This window comes from Streptomyces sp. NPDC090088, assembly GCF_044747345.1.
Lineage (GTDB): Bacteria > Actinomycetota > Actinomycetes > Streptomycetales > Streptomycetaceae > Streptomyces.
In genome coordinates, this window is the sequence record NZ_JBIVDZ010000005.1 from 304,085 (window position 1) to 320,052 (window position 15,968).

General features: G+C 67.5%; 14 protein-coding genes, 1 tRNA gene and 3 pseudogenes. 10 read left to right on the forward strand and 8 right to left on the reverse strand.

Annotated elements, in window-relative coordinates; translation table 11 throughout:
• Positions 1-79 precede the first annotated feature (79 nt).
• Complete coding sequence (locus ACIPSJ_RS25320; protein ID WP_401349147.1) at positions 80-451, forward strand: hypothetical protein; 372 nt, start codon at positions 80-82, stop codon at positions 449-451.
• A gap of 193 nt (positions 452-644) precedes the next feature.
• On the opposite strand, the gene ACIPSJ_RS25325 is transcribed toward ACIPSJ_RS25320, so the two are convergent.
• Both ACIPSJ_RS25325 and ACIPSJ_RS25330 read right to left on the reverse strand, forming a co-directional pair.
• Positions 645-1,646, reverse strand: coding sequence for a DUF6215 domain-containing protein (locus ACIPSJ_RS25325; RefSeq protein WP_401349150.1), 1,002 nt, complete (start codon positions 1,644-1,646; stop codon positions 645-647).
• Between the two features lie 183 nt (positions 1,647-1,829).
• Positions 1,830-2,270 (reverse strand): hypothetical protein, encoded by a 441-nt coding sequence (locus ACIPSJ_RS25330; protein WP_401349153.1) that lies wholly within the window; start codon positions 2,268-2,270, stop codon positions 1,830-1,832.
• Positions 2,271-3,293: 1,023 nt separating this feature from the next.
• On the opposite strand from ACIPSJ_RS25330, the gene lexA reads away from it, so the two are divergent.
• On the forward strand, positions 3,294-3,971 hold the full coding sequence (gene lexA / locus ACIPSJ_RS25335; RefSeq protein ID WP_401349156.1) for a transcriptional repressor LexA: 678 nt from the start codon (positions 3,294-3,296) through the stop codon (positions 3,969-3,971).
• Positions 3,972-4,457: 486 nt separating this feature from the next.
• Here lexA and ACIPSJ_RS25340 read toward each other — a convergent pair whose 3' ends face one another.
• Positions 4,458-5,204, reverse strand: coding sequence for an alpha/beta hydrolase (locus tag ACIPSJ_RS25340; RefSeq protein ID WP_401349159.1), 747 nt, complete (start codon positions 5,202-5,204; stop codon positions 4,458-4,460).
• Positions 5,205-5,280: 76 nt separating this feature from the next.
• On the opposite strand from ACIPSJ_RS25340, the gene ACIPSJ_RS25345 reads away from it, so the two are divergent.
• The 6 genes and pseudogenes from ACIPSJ_RS25345 to ACIPSJ_RS25370 form a co-directional block, all read left to right on the forward strand.
• A complete protein-coding gene (locus ACIPSJ_RS25345) occupies positions 5,281-6,117 on the forward strand; it encodes a hypothetical protein (RefSeq protein ID WP_401349162.1) in 837 nt (278 codons plus the stop codon).
• A gap of 175 nt (positions 6,118-6,292) precedes the next feature.
• The gene (locus ACIPSJ_RS25350) at positions 6,293-7,135 is read left to right on the forward strand and encodes a hypothetical protein (RefSeq protein WP_401349165.1); all 843 of its coding nucleotides are present in this window, start codon (positions 6,293-6,295) and stop codon (positions 7,133-7,135) included.
• A gap of 666 nt (positions 7,136-7,801) precedes the next feature.
• The gene (locus ACIPSJ_RS25355) at positions 7,802-8,644 is read left to right on the forward strand and encodes an alpha/beta hydrolase (protein WP_401350090.1); all 843 of its coding nucleotides are present in this window, start codon (positions 7,802-7,804) and stop codon (positions 8,642-8,644) included.
• 132 nt (positions 8,645-8,776) lie between these two features.
• Positions 8,777-9,530: pseudogene (locus ACIPSJ_RS25360) on the forward strand (transposase family protein).
• Between the two features lie 111 nt (positions 9,531-9,641).
• Positions 9,642-9,821, forward strand: coding sequence for a histidine kinase dimerization/phospho-acceptor domain-containing protein (locus ACIPSJ_RS25365; RefSeq protein ID WP_401349167.1), 180 nt, complete (start codon positions 9,642-9,644; stop codon positions 9,819-9,821).
• A gap of 297 nt (positions 9,822-10,118) precedes the next feature.
• Positions 10,119-10,418: pseudogene (locus tag ACIPSJ_RS25370) on the forward strand (ATP-binding protein); the annotation flags it as partial.
• A gap of 268 nt (positions 10,419-10,686) precedes the next feature.
• Here ACIPSJ_RS25370 and ACIPSJ_RS25375 read toward each other — a convergent pair.
• The 3 genes and pseudogenes from ACIPSJ_RS25375 to ACIPSJ_RS25385 all read right to left on the reverse strand — a co-directional run bounded on the left by ACIPSJ_RS25375 (position 10,687) and on the right by ACIPSJ_RS25385 (position 12,334).
• Entirely contained in the window at positions 10,687-10,983 is a 297-nt protein-coding gene (locus ACIPSJ_RS25375; protein WP_359219844.1) for a hypothetical protein, read from the reverse strand.
• An 81-nt stretch (positions 10,984-11,064) separates the two neighbouring features.
• Positions 11,065-11,753, reverse strand: a pseudogene (locus tag ACIPSJ_RS25380) (haloacid dehalogenase type II).
• A 503-nt stretch (positions 11,754-12,256) separates the two neighbouring features.
• A tRNA-Met gene (locus ACIPSJ_RS25385) sits at positions 12,257-12,334 on the reverse strand.
• Between the two features lie 135 nt (positions 12,335-12,469).
• Here ACIPSJ_RS25385 and ACIPSJ_RS25390 point away from each other — a divergent pair.
• Both ACIPSJ_RS25390 and ACIPSJ_RS25395 read left to right on the forward strand, forming a co-directional pair.
• Positions 12,470-12,997 (forward strand): hypothetical protein, encoded by a 528-nt coding sequence (locus ACIPSJ_RS25390; RefSeq protein WP_359219846.1) that lies wholly within the window; start codon positions 12,470-12,472, stop codon positions 12,995-12,997.
• Between the two features lie 142 nt (positions 12,998-13,139).
• Positions 13,140-13,283: a hypothetical protein gene (locus ACIPSJ_RS25395; protein WP_401349171.1), complete on the forward strand. Its 144-nt coding sequence runs from the start codon at positions 13,140-13,142 to the stop codon at positions 13,281-13,283.
• Between the two features lie 304 nt (positions 13,284-13,587).
• On the opposite strand, the gene folE is transcribed toward ACIPSJ_RS25395, so the two are convergent.
• Together folE and ACIPSJ_RS25405 are read right to left on the reverse strand one after the other, a co-directional pair.
• Positions 13,588-14,193: a GTP cyclohydrolase I FolE gene (gene folE / locus ACIPSJ_RS25400; RefSeq protein WP_401349174.1), complete on the reverse strand. Its 606-nt coding sequence runs from the start codon at positions 14,191-14,193 to the stop codon at positions 13,588-13,590.
• Positions 14,194-14,301: 108 nt separating this feature from the next.
• Entirely contained in the window at positions 14,302-15,648 is a 1,347-nt protein-coding gene (locus tag ACIPSJ_RS25405) for an aminomethyl transferase family protein (protein ID WP_401349177.1), read from the reverse strand.
• Positions 15,649-15,968: the final 320 nt, after the last annotated feature.

Sequence of the window (15,968 nt, forward strand, 5' to 3'; positions counted from 1 at the left end):
GGGGGCGATGGGGGTTGCGGGGCAGGTCAGGACAGAGGCAGAGGCGAGGAGAGATCCGAGTCCGCTGCCGGCGCTGGGTATGGTCATCGTGCTGGCCGCGGTACTGGAGCGCTGTCTGTCACTGTTCGGCGGACCGCAGACGTACATTCTCTGCGCTGACTTTGGAGAACTCTCCGAACGACTCGACCGGGAATCCAGCACGAACCGGTGGTTCTTGCTCGCCGGCCTTGTGGTGTCCGTGGCAGCACTGGTCATCCCGCGCATCCGCCGTGGGCGCGTTCTTCCCGTGCTCACGTTGACTTCGGTGCTGATCCTGATGGTTCTGGCGGACGGCTACGCGGCGCGCGCGGATGCCGTCGCCCTCCAGATCTCCACATCCCAGACCTGCGACGAACCCACGAGCCCCTACGACACTTCCCGAGGCTGGTTCGACTGGAATCCACTCGGCTAGGCGCTGGGAGCGCACAGGTCCACCGCTGGGCCCCTAGAGGCCGACCGGGTGACCCCCTGTCGTACGGAGGCATGGCCCGGCGGCGTCCGGACGTCTTCCTACCGGTCAGCTCCCGTGTGGGTGGGAGCGGGGTCACCCAGGCGATCGAACAGCGGCAACACGCCGCTCCTCGTGCCGAGACGGTCCCGGCGTCTCATCGCACAGGCGGTTCGGGGATCCCGGGGAGAACCTTCTCGGCGATGTCGAGGAGGGCGCTGTCGTTCGGGAGGGTTCCGGATGTGCTCCACACGGTGATTTCGCAGTAGCCGCCCCGGTCATGGCGGTCCAGGGCCACGGACAACGTCCTGGCCAGGGGACCCTGTTCGACCGGTCCGCCGGATGTGCCGCCCCCGAGATTGATCTCGATCTTCATGGTGTGATCCGAGGAGAGGACAGCGGGCCGGCCGAGAACCGAAAGCGTCTTGATGTCCCTCTCGTCCCCGTACTTCATCAGCTTCACGTACTGGTCGGTCGTGAGCTTGTTGTACGTGGCCGAGACGTTCACGGTGTACGTGTCGAACGCGACCTGGGCCTCTGGTTCGGCGACCTTCCCATCGGTGAGAGCGGCGGTGTTGTTCGAGCCCGAGGCAGAGGTCGCGACCTCTCCAGGCGTTCCGAGAAGCTGGGCGAGTTCTGGCCGGTTGAGCGCCGTGCACAGTTCATCACCGGTCACAGGCCGGGGTGTCCGCCGGTAGGCCTTCGGCAACTTCTCGTTCTCCCCGCCCGGACACGAGGCGGCCTGCGGTGTGGTGTCGTCCGACGGCAGCACGTGCGGGGCCGCCCACAGCACGCCCGCGAGCGCCCCGATCACGGCCACGGCCGCGAAGGCCTGGCCCCATGCGTTGGGCTCCTTCTCCGGAGTGACCGGCACGGGACGCGGTACGGCTCCGGTGGCCGGGACCGGGAGAGCAGCGGCGACGGTGGTCGCGTCCGAGGAGGGCGCCGGACTCGGGTTACGACGTGCGCGCAGGGCCCGTACCACTGTGTGGACGCGCACCGCAGTGAACACGAGGAACACAGCGCCGAAACCGGCCACACCCCAGTCGGGATCGCGGACGGCGAGATATATGAGGCGTACGCCGAGAACGGACCCGAGCATGATGAGCAGGGGCTCACGGACCCAGAACGGCAGAAGACGGAGGAGGAAACCGAGCACCCGGTGATCACAGCAGATCAAGACCACATGCGCCGTGGTGGAAGCCACAGTTCCGGGCACGTGCAGTGCCTGCTGGAGCAAGAGCCGCCAAGCCGGGGATCCCAGCGTGTGAGCGCACCGGCACGGACTCTTCCAGCGATCGCCCGTGCTGGGCATCGCCGGCTCCGCCCGGTGGCCGCCGCTCTACCGCTCGGCGGTGTCTTCCGCGCCGTCGATCTCGTAGATCCGCTCCTCAAGCCGTTCACCGGCCCAGTCCAGCCCGGCGCCCAGGTCGAACCAGTGGCGATCCTTGCGGACTTCGGGCGATGAGAGATTCACCGCCACCCAGGAGAACACCCCCAGGAGGATGGAGCGCCCGTGCCGCGCCGTGCGCACGGACAACGCGAACGACGCGGCGAGTGCCGCGCGGGTGACCAACATGACTTGCTGGTCCTCGGCATGTCGACGCCCACCCGTGAGAAACCGGGGTGCTTCAAGGATCTTGACCCACTCGACCACCGCGTCTGCCACTTGGGCGCGCAAGGACTCCTCGATGCCCTTCCGGACGGCCCCCGCGGGATCGTCGCCGAGCCAGCCCAGCCAGTGATCGGGGTCGGTGAGTCTGCCGAAGTCGTCCTGTGGCATCCCGTGACTCGGGAGGTACGTAGCCGTTCGGGTCGTCGATGTACGTCGGGTCGATCTCGGCGACATTGCCACCCGGATTCTCGGCAGCCGCGGCCAGCAGCGCCGGATCGTTCGGTATGCCCTCACGTCGACCTCGTGAGCCGAAGAGCCCCACGTTCCCACTCCCACCGTTGCCCACCCGTTGGCCGCGATTGTGCCGCACCGGTCAGGAGCGCAGGAGCAGGGGTGCGTGACGACGACAGGTGACGGGGGCGGGTAAACGACTCGGCCCTCCTCCTCTGCGCGACTACTGTGCTGCTGCTGGATCGTGCACCGACGAGTGGGGGAGGGGCTGAGCTGTGCTGACCACTTCGCACCCCCCCCGTAGGTACCTCTGGAGAGCCCAGAGGACCCTACGGAGGTTCTCGATGTCCAGGACGGTTCGCACGACTCCCTGGCGACTCCGCGTCCGAGACGGTGCGTCGGAGTCCATGTCCCTGTACGACCTGCGCTACACACACGCCGAACTGGTCCAGGCCGCCCGCGAAGGTCGTCGCCCTGCTCCGACGAAGACGCTGCGCCGCGTCACTTCCTGGCAGCCGATGGTGCTCTCCTGCAGAACGGGCTCGTTCTCCGCGGAGATCGCCACGGCTGAACGTCGTGCCCGGCTCCGGGGCCGACTCGAAGTCCAGCGGATCCGCGGACTGCACCACGCCGGCCACGACCTTGACGACGTAGACGTCCCCCCGGTCCGTCACCGTCACGGTGAGCTCTGGCACGCGTGGTAGACACGGCGGCGGCCGGTGAACACAGTTCCGCACGTCGCGCACGCCAGATGAGCAGCGGGGGCGACATTCACCCCCTCAAGGACCAACGCCTGAGGCGCTGGACGGGTCCGTGCCCAGCGCTCCAAGCCACAGGGCCGTGATCAGCCCGCCCCGCGCTCTACCCGAAAGAGTGTTTCATTTACCGGGAGTGGCGGGTTAGGCTCGCGCCAGCGGATCTTGTGCGGACACGCGGACACGCAGATACGGAGGCTCCGGCATGAACGACAGCACGACCCCGCGCCGGGGCCGGCCCCCAGGCCCGCAGACCACGGACGGAAAGCTGACGATCCGCCAGGAGGCGATCGTCCGCTACATCGCCGAAGCGGTCGCCCGGCAGGGATACCCGCCGTCCATGCGGGAGATCGGCCAGGCCGTACACCTCGCCAGCACCTCCTCGGTCGCCCACCAGCTGTTGGCGCTGGAGAACAAGGGCGTCATCTACCGCGACCCGCACACCCCACGCGCCTACCAGGTCAGGCCCACATGGGCACCCGATCTGAGCGGCAGAAGCGACGCGGCCGTCGAGGTCCCGCTCGTCGGGACCATCGCGGCCGGTGCACCGCTGCTCGCCGAGGAGATGGTCGAGGACGTCTACGCCCTGCCCCGGCAGATCGTCGGCGACGGCGAAGTCTTCGCCCTGACCGTCTCCGGCGACTCCATGATCGACGCGGCGATCTGCGACGGCGACATCGTCACCGTGAAGCGCCAGGACAGCGCCGACCACGGAGACATCGTCGCCGCGCTGCTGGACGACGAGGCCACCGTGAAGGTCCTGCGTCGGCAGGAAGGCGACGGGCGGGTGTGGCTCATGCCGCGCAATCCGTCGTACCAGCCGATCCCCGGCGACGACGCACGGATCCTCGGCAAGGTCGTCGGCGTGCTCCGCCTGCTGTGACCGCAACCACGGTGCCCGCGCGCCGTGACCCAGCGGACGGGCGGACGGCGGGAAACGGCTCCGACCGGAACTGCGCAAGTACTCCTGAGGGATCCGAGGCCGATGCCGCAGGGAGCGGCGATGACCGCCGGTGGTCGGCGCACTTCGCGAGTCGGGCGAACGCCTAAAGGGCGTTGCACAAGACTAGAACGATCTCCGCGCGCTGCCTCATGGTGAGCGGCGATACGGCGGCAAGGATCGCATATTCGGTCATCTGATCTCGCCATCGCTGGCTGGATTTGAGCGTGATCGACGTTCTGCAACACCCTTTAGCGGCGACGGCGCCCGATGGGACGGTCAAGGATAGGGATTCGATTCAAGGCGTCCTTCGATTGTTGTCCGCACTCCAGCAACGTGGACTCGTCGCCGAGGTGTTTGTGTCAGCTTCTTGCCCGGGTAGCGAGGGCTGTCTTTGCGAATGCCACCTGTAGTCGGCCTCGCAGGTTATTAGTACTCCTGGCTCTTGGGGTCCTTGTATGTGGGGTCGTCGTGCACCGCGAAGCCGTGCTGTGAGTCCTCTACCGGTACCAACTCACACGGTGCGTTGCAGCGCGCTACGGCTTCGCTGGACGACGAGAAGGGGACGAGGGTGTCAGCGGTGCCGTGCACGATGAGGGTGGGTGCCTGCACCTCTCCCAGGGCCTCATGAGGGCGTAGCCAGAACACCTCGTTCATGATGGGCCGCCCATGGCGCAACGTCGGGGTGAACTGGATGGCACCCTTCTCGTCCAGTTCGCGCGCCGCTTCCTCGCTGATGCTCTCGTGATGCCAGTACTCCCGGCTGTCGATGGTGCGCTTCTTGTAGTCGAGCTGGGGGTTAAACAGCACCAGTCGCTGAACGTCCGCGGGACGCTTGGCGGCGTAGTAGGCGCACACGCCACCCCCGAAGCTGGCACCGAGCAGCGTTACCTTCTCGGCGGCCGTGGCCTCCCGCAAGTAGGCGAGGGTGGCGCGGATGTCATTGAGGATGCTGGAGAGGGTGAGCTCTTCTTGGCGACCCTCGCTGTCCCCGTGGCCGCGTAGGTCGAAGCGGAGGGAAACGATACCGGCTTCACCGAGCGCGCTGGCCAGCCGAGTGAAGAAGCCACCCTCTTCCCGGGTGACGCCGCCACCGTGGACGAGGAGTACCGCCTGAGCCGCCGGTTCTGGGGGGACGAACGAGGGTGCCCGCCAGGTGTAGGCCGTCCAGGGCACGTACCGTCACGCTGTCTGCTGCCATGGTGGAAAGCGTGGTGAGCGGGAGTCAGTACCGACAGGAGGCGCCCAGAGTGTGGGCGCCGGCATCCATACAGATGCCAGCGGTTACACACTCTGTTTCGGGAGCGCCAGGGACTATGACGGGTCCAGTAGTAGCCATACCCTGGCGGTTAGCCAGTTCGGCGACAAGGAGGAACACTCTGTGACGCCACCTCCAGGGCTGACGCGCGACCAACTCAAAGCTCGTCTTCACGACCATATGCCGAACCACTACACACAACTCCACGGCACTTTGGTAAGTATCGCATTGGGCGCGGCGGGGTTTGCGGCGGCTGGTCTTGCCATCCATAAGAAGGATGAGGTGGAGACTACTCCGCTGATGTGGCTGATGTGGGTCGGCGGCTTGCTCGCAATCGCGGCTGTGTATTCCGGGACAGTCACGGGTGTGTTTGCGCTACCCGCAGGCATCCCGAGTCTGTGGGACTTGCTCATACCCCTCGCCATCGGGCTCGCTCAGTTCATGGTGTTTGGGGTGTTGACAAGAAGCGTTGTCGACTTCTCGAACTCCGGCCCCTTGGTCGTCGGCTGGTTTGCGGCTATGACAGGCGTGGGGGCGTTTGCTGTTGCTGGAATCCTCCGCGCCCGGAGGCTCCTGAAGCTTTCCAGCTATGAGACGAGCGTTCGTGGTGATGTGTCGAAGTACCGCGAGCGCCTTACGGGGGACGCAGTCGGTGCCGGTATTCTGGCCGTAGTCAGCGCCACAGGCGCTTCTCTCCGTGCCGCAGGTGTGCATGTTCCGCAGCTCTGGATGTACGTGCATGTGTGCGTCATCCTGGGGGTCTTGCTGTTCGGACTCTTCAGTCACCATAAAACGAAGAAGAAACTCGAAACGCTCTTCGGAGTTGGCTAACTGTGAATCGACCTCTGTGGTCCGTGCCACTCGCGCCCGTAGCGGGGTACTGTCTCGCGCTCCCAGGTGTCAGTGCCGCCGACTATCCTTGCCGACGCCGCGTTAGGCAGGATCACTGCTCCGCCAGGACTACCGAACCGGCTTCACATGTCGGCGCTCATAGGCGGGTGGTCTGGTGTCTTTTGGCGAGGTTGACGCGGCGGGCAACATCTTCGAGAAGGCGTGGTGGCTGCTTCAGTCGGGCTGGCGCTGGGGTAAGCGGACGGTACAGGGCGACCACTACACCATTGCTCCGTGCGGCGGCATGGAGCGCGACTACTCCGACCGCTTCGTAGTGCGGGTGTGCGTTGCGCCGACGCGCGCGGTGAAACCGATTGAGTCCGTCGACCTGGCGGCCCGCGCCCAAGTTGTGGCGCGCGAGGTCTTCGGGGAGTCGCCCTACGAGGTCGACTACGCCGGAGACGAGCAGGTGCGCTTCGTCGTCGAGGACGATGGTGAGTTTGGCGTCTTCAGTCGTCACCAGTTGGACGTGCACGGCTCCGGCCTGCTCGATCTCCGCTGGGGGTTGCGCATGGCCGTGGTGGACATGGTGGCCGACCCGCTACCCCTGGCCGAGGTGGCGGCCGTCATCCAGCGGCTTCACACAGTGGTGCGGGGGAGTGCGTACCGCAATCTGTACCGGCAGCGGTGGAGTGAGAAGCGCCGCCGGCATGACTGGCGCATCGGAGTAAGCGGCAGCATCAGCACGATCAAGGGGCAAGTCGTGTGGGAGCGACTCGACGTACCGGGCTCCGACTCCTTCGCCCGTGCCTCCAGGCGCTACGCCAACTGTCCCCACATCGGCTTCGCCGCGGGGCAACTACTGTCGCGCAAGCAGGATGAAGCGACCATCGCCATCCTGCGGCCAGTGCTGGAAGAGTTGCTGATGCACGCCGGGTACCTCGACGCCCGCCAGTCCGTCGCTGTGATTGTGGCTCACCATCAGTTGGACGTTCCGCCGAGGCCGGCGCTGGCGTAGCGACAGAGAAATTGGGAGGAGCATGGGGGATATCTTCGGTGTAATCGCGTCGGTGGGAGTGGTCGCATCCTTATTGCTGTCGGCTTGGCAGACCCGAGAGTTGGCGCATCAAACTGCAACCAGCAACGGCATTGCGGCAGCCTCGGCTATGTATAACGGGATCGAGAGGCTCCATCACATTGACGATCTCATCTTTCAACGCCCTGAGACGAACGCTTGCTTCTACGGAGGGGCCGAGCTGCCGGTCGACGAGCCGGGCAGGGCTCGCGTGCTCGCGCTAGCCCGAATGCTCGCTGACACCATCGACTACGGACTCATGATAACGGCGCTCATCCCAGAGACGGACAATTATGAGGGGTGGCAGGACTTTGCGCTTAGGGTTCGTGAGACATCACCCGCCTTGGTTCAACTTGTTGGCGCTCATGAGGCATGGTGGCCCGCTCTTGTCGCACACTGGAATCACCATCCACCAACAGCGTAGAACCTGGTCGACATGTCGGATGGTGATTCCAGTGCTTCTTACTCCTGGCGGCTCGCTGAATCCTGCTCGTCCAACCATCCAATGAGCCTTTTCCAACCTCGCGCTGAAGCCGCGAGGTCGAGCGTCTGGACGAAATTGCCTTGCGGCCAAGGGGGTTGATCGCCCTACGGTTGCTCCCTGTGACGATGGAGATGCCCTACCAGCCACTCCCGATCGACCAGTCCGACGTGCGCTACCTCCACGGACCCGATTCCGCTCTCCAACCGGGCGTGCCCGCTGGCGAGACACGCGAGTTCGAGTGGAGGGACAGCGAGGTCTATCCGGGGACCTTCCGGAAGTTCTGGGTACACGTCCCTGCACGGTACGACCCCGCGGAACCGGCATCCTTGATGGTGTTCCAGGACGGATGGTGGTACCTGGACCCCACAGGGGAGGTACGCGGCGCGATCGTCCTGGACAACCTCATTCACCACGGTGACATCCCTGCCACCATCGGCGTGTTCGTCGATCCGGGCGTCTTACCCAGCGCGGAGAACCCCAAGAACCGCAACAACGAGTACGACGCCTTCGACGACCTGTACGTCACCTTCCTCCTCACCGAGATTATCCCGCAGGTCGCAGAGCGCTATGCCATCGCCCAGTCGCCCGAACAGTGGGGCATCTGCGGCGGGAGCAGCGGCGGCAACTGCGCCTTTACCGCCGCGTGGCTGCGACCGGACAAGTTCCGCCGCGTCATCGGATACCTGTCCAGCTTCGCGCAGATACCGGACGGCAATCCCTACCCCCACCTCATATCCCGCGCCCCCCGCAAGCCGCTGCGCATCTTCATGCAAGGTGGCCACCGCGACCTGCACTGGAATGAGCCTCAGTGGAACTGGCTCGCCGAAAACCTGCGCGTGGCAGCCGCTCTCGCTGAAGCGGGCTACGACTTCCGTCTTGTCCTGGGAGACGGCGGACACAGCCCCAACCACGGCGGGGTCCTGCTGCCGGATGCTCTGCGCTGGCTGTGGCGGCCCGACGAGGAGTGATCGGTACGCGCATCATCCAACCAGGCACCGGCCGCGGTGAGGTGAGATGCAGCCCTTGGACGCGCAAAGGTGTGCAGTTCCTGGTCAGGCGAGTTCACCATCAAGATCACTCGCCTGACCAGGAGCGTCGTCGTGCTTGCGTACCCATCCGCCATCGATCTGTCCAGCCGCACCCTGCAAGACCTCTCCGCCCTTCTCGCAGGTCACCGCCGCCGCATCGGCTCCCGCTGGCGCCGCCTGACCTGTGGCCGTCAGGCCCGGCTCGCCCTCGTCCACCTGCGCTGCGGAGACACCTGCGCCTGCCTGGCCGCCGGTTTCCGCGTCGGGATCGCGACGGTCCACCGATACATACGCGAGGCGGTCGACCTCCTGGCCGCCTTCTCGCCCACGCTTGAACAGGCCATGGAGACCGTACGGAAGAAGGCGTACGTGATCCTGGACGGCACCGTGCTGCCCATCGACGGCATTGCCGCCGACCGCCCGTACTACTCGGGGGTAGAGGAAGTACCACGGGATGAGCGTGCAGGTCATCGCAGATCCAGCCGGACGCCTGATCTGGGCTTCGGACGCGCTGCCGGGAGCCACTCACGACCTGACCGCGGCCCGAACTCACGGCATTCCCACCGCTCTCTACGCCGCCGACGTCAAGTGCTGGGCAGGCAAGGCGTACCAGGGCGCCGGGCCGGCCATCCGCGTTCCGATCCGGGGCAAGAGCCTGCGTGGCTGGCGCCATCGCCACAACCGGGACCACGCAAAGATCCGCAGCCTCGGCGAACGCGCCATGGCCACCCTCAAATGCTGGCGGGTCCTGCGGAAACTCCGCTGCAGCACCACTCGGATCACCTCCATCGTCCGGGCCGTCGTCGCCGTCGAACTCGCCAGGTGATCAAGATGGAAAAGGCTCAGTGGTGAAGCCGGGCTTGTTCTGTCCCACCGCGTCCCCGACCTGGCCGACCCCCGCACCGAAGTCGGCCGACTGGCCGGCGTCATCAACGACATGCTCGGCCAGATCGAGACCGCCTTCGACGCCCGCTCCCGCTCCGAGGCGGGGATGCGGCGCTTCGTCGCCGACGCCAGCCATGAACTGCGCACCCCCCTGGTCGGCATCAAAGGCTCCACCGACCTGTACACCGCATGGGCGCCCTCTCCGGGCCCGGCGACATCGACCGCACGATGACCCGCATCGCCGGGGAGGCGGAGCGGCTGGCCCGCCTGGTCGAGGACCTCCTGAAACTCGCGCGTCTCGACGAGTCGCAGGCCGGCCACCCCACCGGCACGGCCCTGCGGCTCGCCCCGACCGACCTGCGCACCTTCGCCGTCGACGCCCTGCACGACGTACGCGCCTTGGACCCCACCCGCCCGGTCGACCTCACCGGCCCCGGCGGCGGCCCCCTGGGCTCGGCCGCGGCCCTGGCCGACGAGGCCGCTCTGCGACAGGTCGTCTCCAACCTGGTACAGCACCGCCGTCACCCACACCCCCGCCTGGAGTCCCCTGCGTGTCGGCGTCGGCATCGCCGGCGGTCACGCCGTCCTGGAAGTCGCCGACCAGGGACCCGGAATGACCGAGGAACAGGCCGAGCGCGCCTTCGAACGCTTCTACCGCGCCGACGGCTCCCGCTCCCGCTCCTCCGGAGCCGGTGCCGGCCTCGGCCTGTCCATCGTGCGAGCACTCGTGACGGCCCGCCACGGCAGCGCGGAACTGACGACCCGCCCCGGACGAGGCGCGAGGTTACGGGTCCTGCTGCCACCGGCCCCGGGCCGACATCCGCACTGAGCCGTGCCCGCCTGTCCCACGCCCGCCAGGCCCACCACCCCATGGTCCGCTTCGCGCGCGAACGCCAGGAGGCCGTCGCTGCCGAACTGGAGTGCGCCGAACCTTCCGGTTCTCGGCGAACGTGCGGCCAACATTGACGCCGACACTCGGACACCCACGCCTGCCGGGCGGGTGCTTCGGCCGGCAACTCGGCGCGCGATCAGCAACCGTTCCACCGCGTACTGCCCGGACGTCAGCTCGTGGCGCGAGGTGGCTCGTCCTTACTACGTCAGCTCACTGACGCGCCTGGAGCCAAGGCCAAGCCGGAGGCCGTGAGGAAGGCTTCAAGGCTGATGACTCCGCCGTCCGTGCCGTCGTCCCATTCGATCAGGGTTGCCGAGAGACCGTCGTTCCAGGAGTCCGGTGTGTCGATGTCGGGGCCGGGGTGCCGCTCGACACAGCCCTCGCCGTGCCGGTACCGGAGGTACAGGTACTGGCCCTCCGCCGTCCACGCATCCCACTGGGACGGGTAGGCGGAACACGTCTCCACGACCCGCACCAGCATCAGACCTTCAACTTCATCCATCCCGAGATGGTCGCCTGGCCGCCGCACCCGGGCAATCGACTTCGGAGACGTCGATACCGACCGTGGTCGACCGGACAGCTCCTAGGCGCGGTCGAGTCGGTCGGCCAGATTGGCCAGATCGACCGCGTGCAGATCGAACCTGCCCGAGGAGGTGGGTGGGTCGCCGACGGGACGGGCGACGTATGCGGTGCGCAGGCCGAGGCCCCGCGCGCCGCGCAGGTCCCAGGCGTGGGCGGCGACCATCAGAGCCGTTGCGGCGGTCGTCCGGAGACGGTGACGGCCAGCTGGTAGACCGCTGGGTCCGGCTTGTAGGTCCGGACGTCCTCGGCGGAAAGGGCCTGATGCCAGCGCAGTCCGGCGTGGGCGTTGAGTCCCAGCAACGCCGTCCGGCTCGCGTTGGAGAGTCCGATCAGCGGGAATCGTTCGGCAAGCCGGGCGAGCCCTGCCACCGTGTCCGGCCACGGCGGGAGCCTGCGCGCCGACAGCGCCAGCGCCGTCACGGCGGTCGGGCCGTCGACTCCGGCGGCTTCTGCGACGAGCCGGGCGGCCTCGAGGCCGAGGACCTCGCTGGTGAGGTACGGCCGGTCGCCATCGAGTATGCGGTGCTGCTCCCGGTCGATGTGCCGCCGCCACAACGACAACAGCTCCTCGACCCCGAGATCGTCGAGCGACGGGTCGAGTTCACGAATTCCGGCGCGGATACCGGCGGGCTCGTCGACGAGCGTGCCGAGCACGTCGAACACAAGGGCGTCGATCTCTGGCTCCGGCATGTGAGAGGCCTCCTGCGCGCAGCAAGGGCGGGGAGAAGCTGTTGGTCGAACGTGGAGGAATGCCACCCGGATTCCCGCACTCATGGCCGACTCGATCGGGGACATCAGGTGCGTCAACCGTGAGAGCCACCGTCCGAACGGCGTCGGCACCTCCGCCTCCGCCTCCGCCTCCGCCGAGGCGTTCCGCCGCGCGGTCGGCATAGTCCAGGCAGCCATGGCATCCGAGCGACGAGGCAGAACCGCACCCTGGGCGACGGCGCCGGGTGCGGTCGTGCTCACCCTGATGACCGTCCTCGTGACCTACTACGCCACCGGCACCCCAGTGCCAGGAGGCCGCCGCCGAGGGCTTTCCCACCACCCGTCGGTAGACGGACGAGGCGTACGCCACATCGACTTCCCGTCAAGGACCGCGGACTCGACCCTGGTTCGGGTCACCGCACACGACGTCGACTACTCCGGAAGGGATCCGGCCCTTCCGCAGGGAATGCGGAGGGGCCGGATGGTGGTAGCGGGGGCGGGATTTGAACCACGCGACCTCTGGGTTATGAGCCCAGCGAGCTACCGAGCTGCTCCACCCCGCGTCGGTGTCTTTACCGTACGGCATGCGCGGGGGCACCGGCGGGGAGTTTCGGCATCGGGTCGCGGGTGCCCGGCAGTTGCCACGGTGTGCGGTCCCGGTGGAGCGCGGTGCGGCCGGGGTGGGCATACTCGGTGGTATGAAAGTTCCGGTCCGTATCCGGCTGTTCGCGGCGTTGACGCTGCTGATCCTGTGCGCGGGATCGGCGGCGGGCTACGCCGGTCTTCGACTGGGAGGCTGGCCGGGTGCGGGTGCCGGGATCCTGGCGGGTACGGGCGCGGTGCTCCTGTCCGCGAGGATCACGATCTCCCTGTGGCACCTGCAGACGCACGAGTTCCTGAAGCGGATCGTGGCGGGCGACGGCAGGACGGAGGCATCAGCGGATGCCGTCCTGCGGGGGATCATGCTGTACGAGGCGGCGGTCTTCCCGCTGGCCGCCGACGGGGCCAGCGCCGCGGAGCGGCAGTCCCGGCGCTCTGTCGCGTATCAGGTGGCCGCCTTCGACGACTTGCCGCTCTCCGTTCGACTGGCAGCCGCCGAGACGCTCGAAGTCATCGACCAGGGCGAGGACCGGGAGCAGGCGCGGGCCGCGGTGTGGGCGCTGGCGCAGGCGGTCCGCGCGTGCCGCACCGGTCACCTCGACGCCCGTGACGAGCAGACTTCCTGACCACTCGAGGGCGGTCGCGGCAGGGCCGTGGCAGAGCCGGGCGGGAGCGCGTGCGTCAACAGCGCCATGGGAGAGGGCGGCAGCGCCTGTTCCCGAACTGTCCCACGGCTGCGTTCCGAAGACCGCGCAGTGCGCTGCCGCCATGTGGGAGATCGGCGGCGCCGCGGAGGCACCGGCCGTCCTGGACACTCTGCTGCCGGCCATGGCCAAGAACCCCGCGACGGCCAACCGCGTCGTGGCCTGCCTGGACCGTATGGGCCCCTCGCGGCACCGGCACTGCCCCTGATCCGCGAGCACCTGGCCCGGCCCCGCCGCGGAGGCAGGTTCGAGAGCATCGACCACGACGAGGAACTCCAGCGCATCAGCCGTGCCCTCATCGCCCGGCTCGATCCTTCGGCACCGGCACCGGGAGCGCGTGGTCCGCGAACCGTCAGAGGTGAGGTGGAGTCGGAAGGATCGGCATGGGCAGGCTCTCGCGGACCAGGAGCGGCAGGAGACGGAGGAGGCAGGGGAAACCGAGCACCGGGTGATCACGGGTGATCACGGGTGCCTGTGGGGCCTGCTCAGCTCGCCCTGCGTCTCCCCGTCGGTCAGCGTGCGAGGATCAGGCTCATCGCCTCGGCGCGGGTTGCCGGTCTGCGCAGTTGGCCGCGTACGGCTGACGTCGTCGTCCGCGCACCGGGCTTGCGGATGCCGCGGGCCGACATGCACATGTGCTCCGCTTCGACGACCACGATCGCGCCCCGCGCGTCGAGGATGCGTATCAGGGCGTCGGCGATCTGCCCGGTGAGCCGTTCCTGGATCTGGAGGCGGCGCGTGTAGACGTCCACCAGGCGGGCCAGTTTGGACAGTCCGGTGACCCTGCCGTCCTCGGCGGGGATGTAGCCGACGTGGGCCGTACCGCGGAACGGCAGCAGATGGTGCTCACAGAGACTGACGATCTCTATGTCCTTGACCAGCACCATCTCGTCGTGGCTGAGCTCGAAGGTCGTGGCCAGGACGTCCTCGGGCTCCTGCCGCATCCCCGCGAGGAGTTCCCGGTACGACTGTGCCACCCGGGCCGGCGTCGCGCGCAGCCCTTCGCGATCCGGGTCCTCGCCGATGGCGAGAAGCAGTTCCCGGACGGCGTTCTCGGCTCGTAGGGCGTCGAATCCGCCCGTGCGAGCGCCGACGAGGGGTATTACGAGGTCGGTCATGAGCATCTCGTCTCTACGGCCGGGCGGGACAAGTCACCGTGACGGCTGAGCAGAACGGTGTCTGCCCGGTGACCCGCCCCGCTGTTCACCGGCCGGGGTGGAATGCGGTCAGTGCTTGCCGCCGGCGAAGGGCCGGCGGGAGACGGTGGCGCGGATCTTCGTCTGGGAGTGACGCTCCACCGTGGGATTGGCGGAGCCGCCGTCCGGTTCGCCCCACACCAGCTCGACTTCCTGGCCGTAGGTGAGTTCGTCCTCGTCGATCATGCAGACCGAGATCCAGCCCCGGACGTTGGCGGTGTAGCTGCACAGGGTCGACACGCCGATGAGACGGCCGTCGCGTTCGACGCGGTCGACCTGCGAGGCCGCGTAGAAGGCCGCGGGCATCTCGATGTGCTTGAAGCGCCGTTCGCCCTGCTCGTACTGGCTGGCGAAGATCCGGGCGACGTCGTCGCGATGCCAGGACAGCCACGCCTTCTTGCGATGCTTCTCGCCGCGCTTCGTTTCCAGGGCCGCACGGCCGATGAAGTCGTGGTCGAACTTGAGGATATGGCCGTAGCCGAGGTCCCAGGGGGTGACGTAGTAGTCCTCGACCCGGTCCGAGACGAAGCTGCCGCCGAGGGAGAGGCTGCCCTCGAAGCTCCTCGCGTTCGCCCACTCGCGGTAGGGCTTCATCGCGTCTCCGGAGTAGACCGCCGGGACGGTGTTGGCGATCCAGCCGGACTCCGTGGCCACCGACGCGTAGGCGCGCCCGCCGACCTGGCGGACCCCGAAGGACTCGCCGGCCTCCAGGATGGTGTCGCGGACGTCGTCGAGGTACTCGTAGGGGCCGAAGAACTCCAGGCCGGGGAAGCCGGACATGCGGTGGTTGAGCGCGGTGACCTCGTGCTTGCCGATGTTGAACTTCCCCATCGAGAAGAACGGGATGTCGGGCAGGGGACCGCCGTTGACCTTCTCGAAGACGGCCGCCGCGTGCGGGCCCTGGAGCTGGAGACGGAAGAACTCGCGGCCGTTCGGGTTCTGCGCGGTGCGCTCGTCGCGGCGCAGGGTGACGTCGTAGCCGCCCGTCTCGGCATGGAACTGGACCCAGTTCAGCGCCGGAGGCCGTCCGACGAGCCGGACCAGATTGTCGGCCAGGCAGAACAGGATGCAGTCGCCGACCATGTAACCGTCGTAGTTGACGGCGATGAACTGCTTCGCCTTCATCGGGCCGAAACCGGCGAAGGTGTTGGCGCCGACCTCCGACAGCAGCCGGTAGCAGTCCGGACCCTCGACCGTCAGATCGGTCATGTGGTGGGACAGGTCCATCAGTGCCGCCGAGTTGCGCCACGACTCCTGCTCGTCACGCCAGTTGGTGAACTCGGCCCTGATCGGGAAGGGGTACGCGCCGGAACGGCCGCTGCGCATCAGGGCCAGCGGGCCACCGCTCGCCTGGATCTGGTCTTCGAGATGTGCCATCAAGCTCTCCATGTCATCGCGCGGTGTGCGGGAAAGGCGGCAGGGGCGGCGACGGTCGCCGTGCTACGTGACCGACGGACAGGGCGCCTGGATGTCCTGGACGGACCGGCGCGGGGGTGCCCGACGGCGATCACGTCACCCCACGGGTGGGGCCGCCGACGAGGTGCCTACATCGACATGGAACCGTACGGTACGGTACGCCTCCGAGACGTCACAAGGCGCGCGCCGAGATCCAAGTGCCGCCTTCCCGCAGGGCTTTCTCCCCCCTGAACTGCGCAAATGCCGAAGTCTGCGCGCCGCGCAGGCTTACCTTGCGCTCC

Coding starts and splice junctions, on each gene's coding strand:
- ACIPSJ_RS25320 (WP_401349147.1), top strand. CDS start 80: ATGGTCATCGTGCTGGCCGCGGTACTGGAGCGCTGTCTGTCACTGTTC.
- ACIPSJ_RS25330 (WP_401349153.1), bottom strand. CDS start 2,270: ATGCCACAGGACGACTTCGGCAGACTCACCGACCCCGATCACTGGCTG.
- lexA (WP_401349156.1), top strand. CDS start 3,294: ATGAACGACAGCACGACCCCGCGCCGGGGCCGGCCCCCAGGCCCGCAG.
- ACIPSJ_RS25355 (WP_401350090.1), top strand. CDS start 7,802: ATGGAGATGCCCTACCAGCCACTCCCGATCGACCAGTCCGACGTGCGC.
- ACIPSJ_RS25365 (WP_401349167.1), top strand. CDS start 9,642: ATGCTCGGCCAGATCGAGACCGCCTTCGACGCCCGCTCCCGCTCCGAG.
- ACIPSJ_RS25375 (WP_359219844.1), bottom strand. CDS start 10,983: ATGGATGAAGTTGAAGGTCTGATGCTGGTGCGGGTCGTGGAGACGTGT.
- ACIPSJ_RS25390 (WP_359219846.1), top strand. CDS start 12,470: ATGAAAGTTCCGGTCCGTATCCGGCTGTTCGCGGCGTTGACGCTGCTG.
- ACIPSJ_RS25395 (WP_401349171.1), top strand. CDS start 13,140: ATGTGGGAGATCGGCGGCGCCGCGGAGGCACCGGCCGTCCTGGACACT.
- folE (WP_401349174.1), bottom strand. CDS start 14,193: ATGACCGACCTCGTAATACCCCTCGTCGGCGCTCGCACGGGCGGATTC.
- ACIPSJ_RS25405 (WP_401349177.1), bottom strand. CDS start 15,648: ATGGCACATCTCGAAGACCAGATCCAGGCGAGCGGTGGCCCGCTGGCC.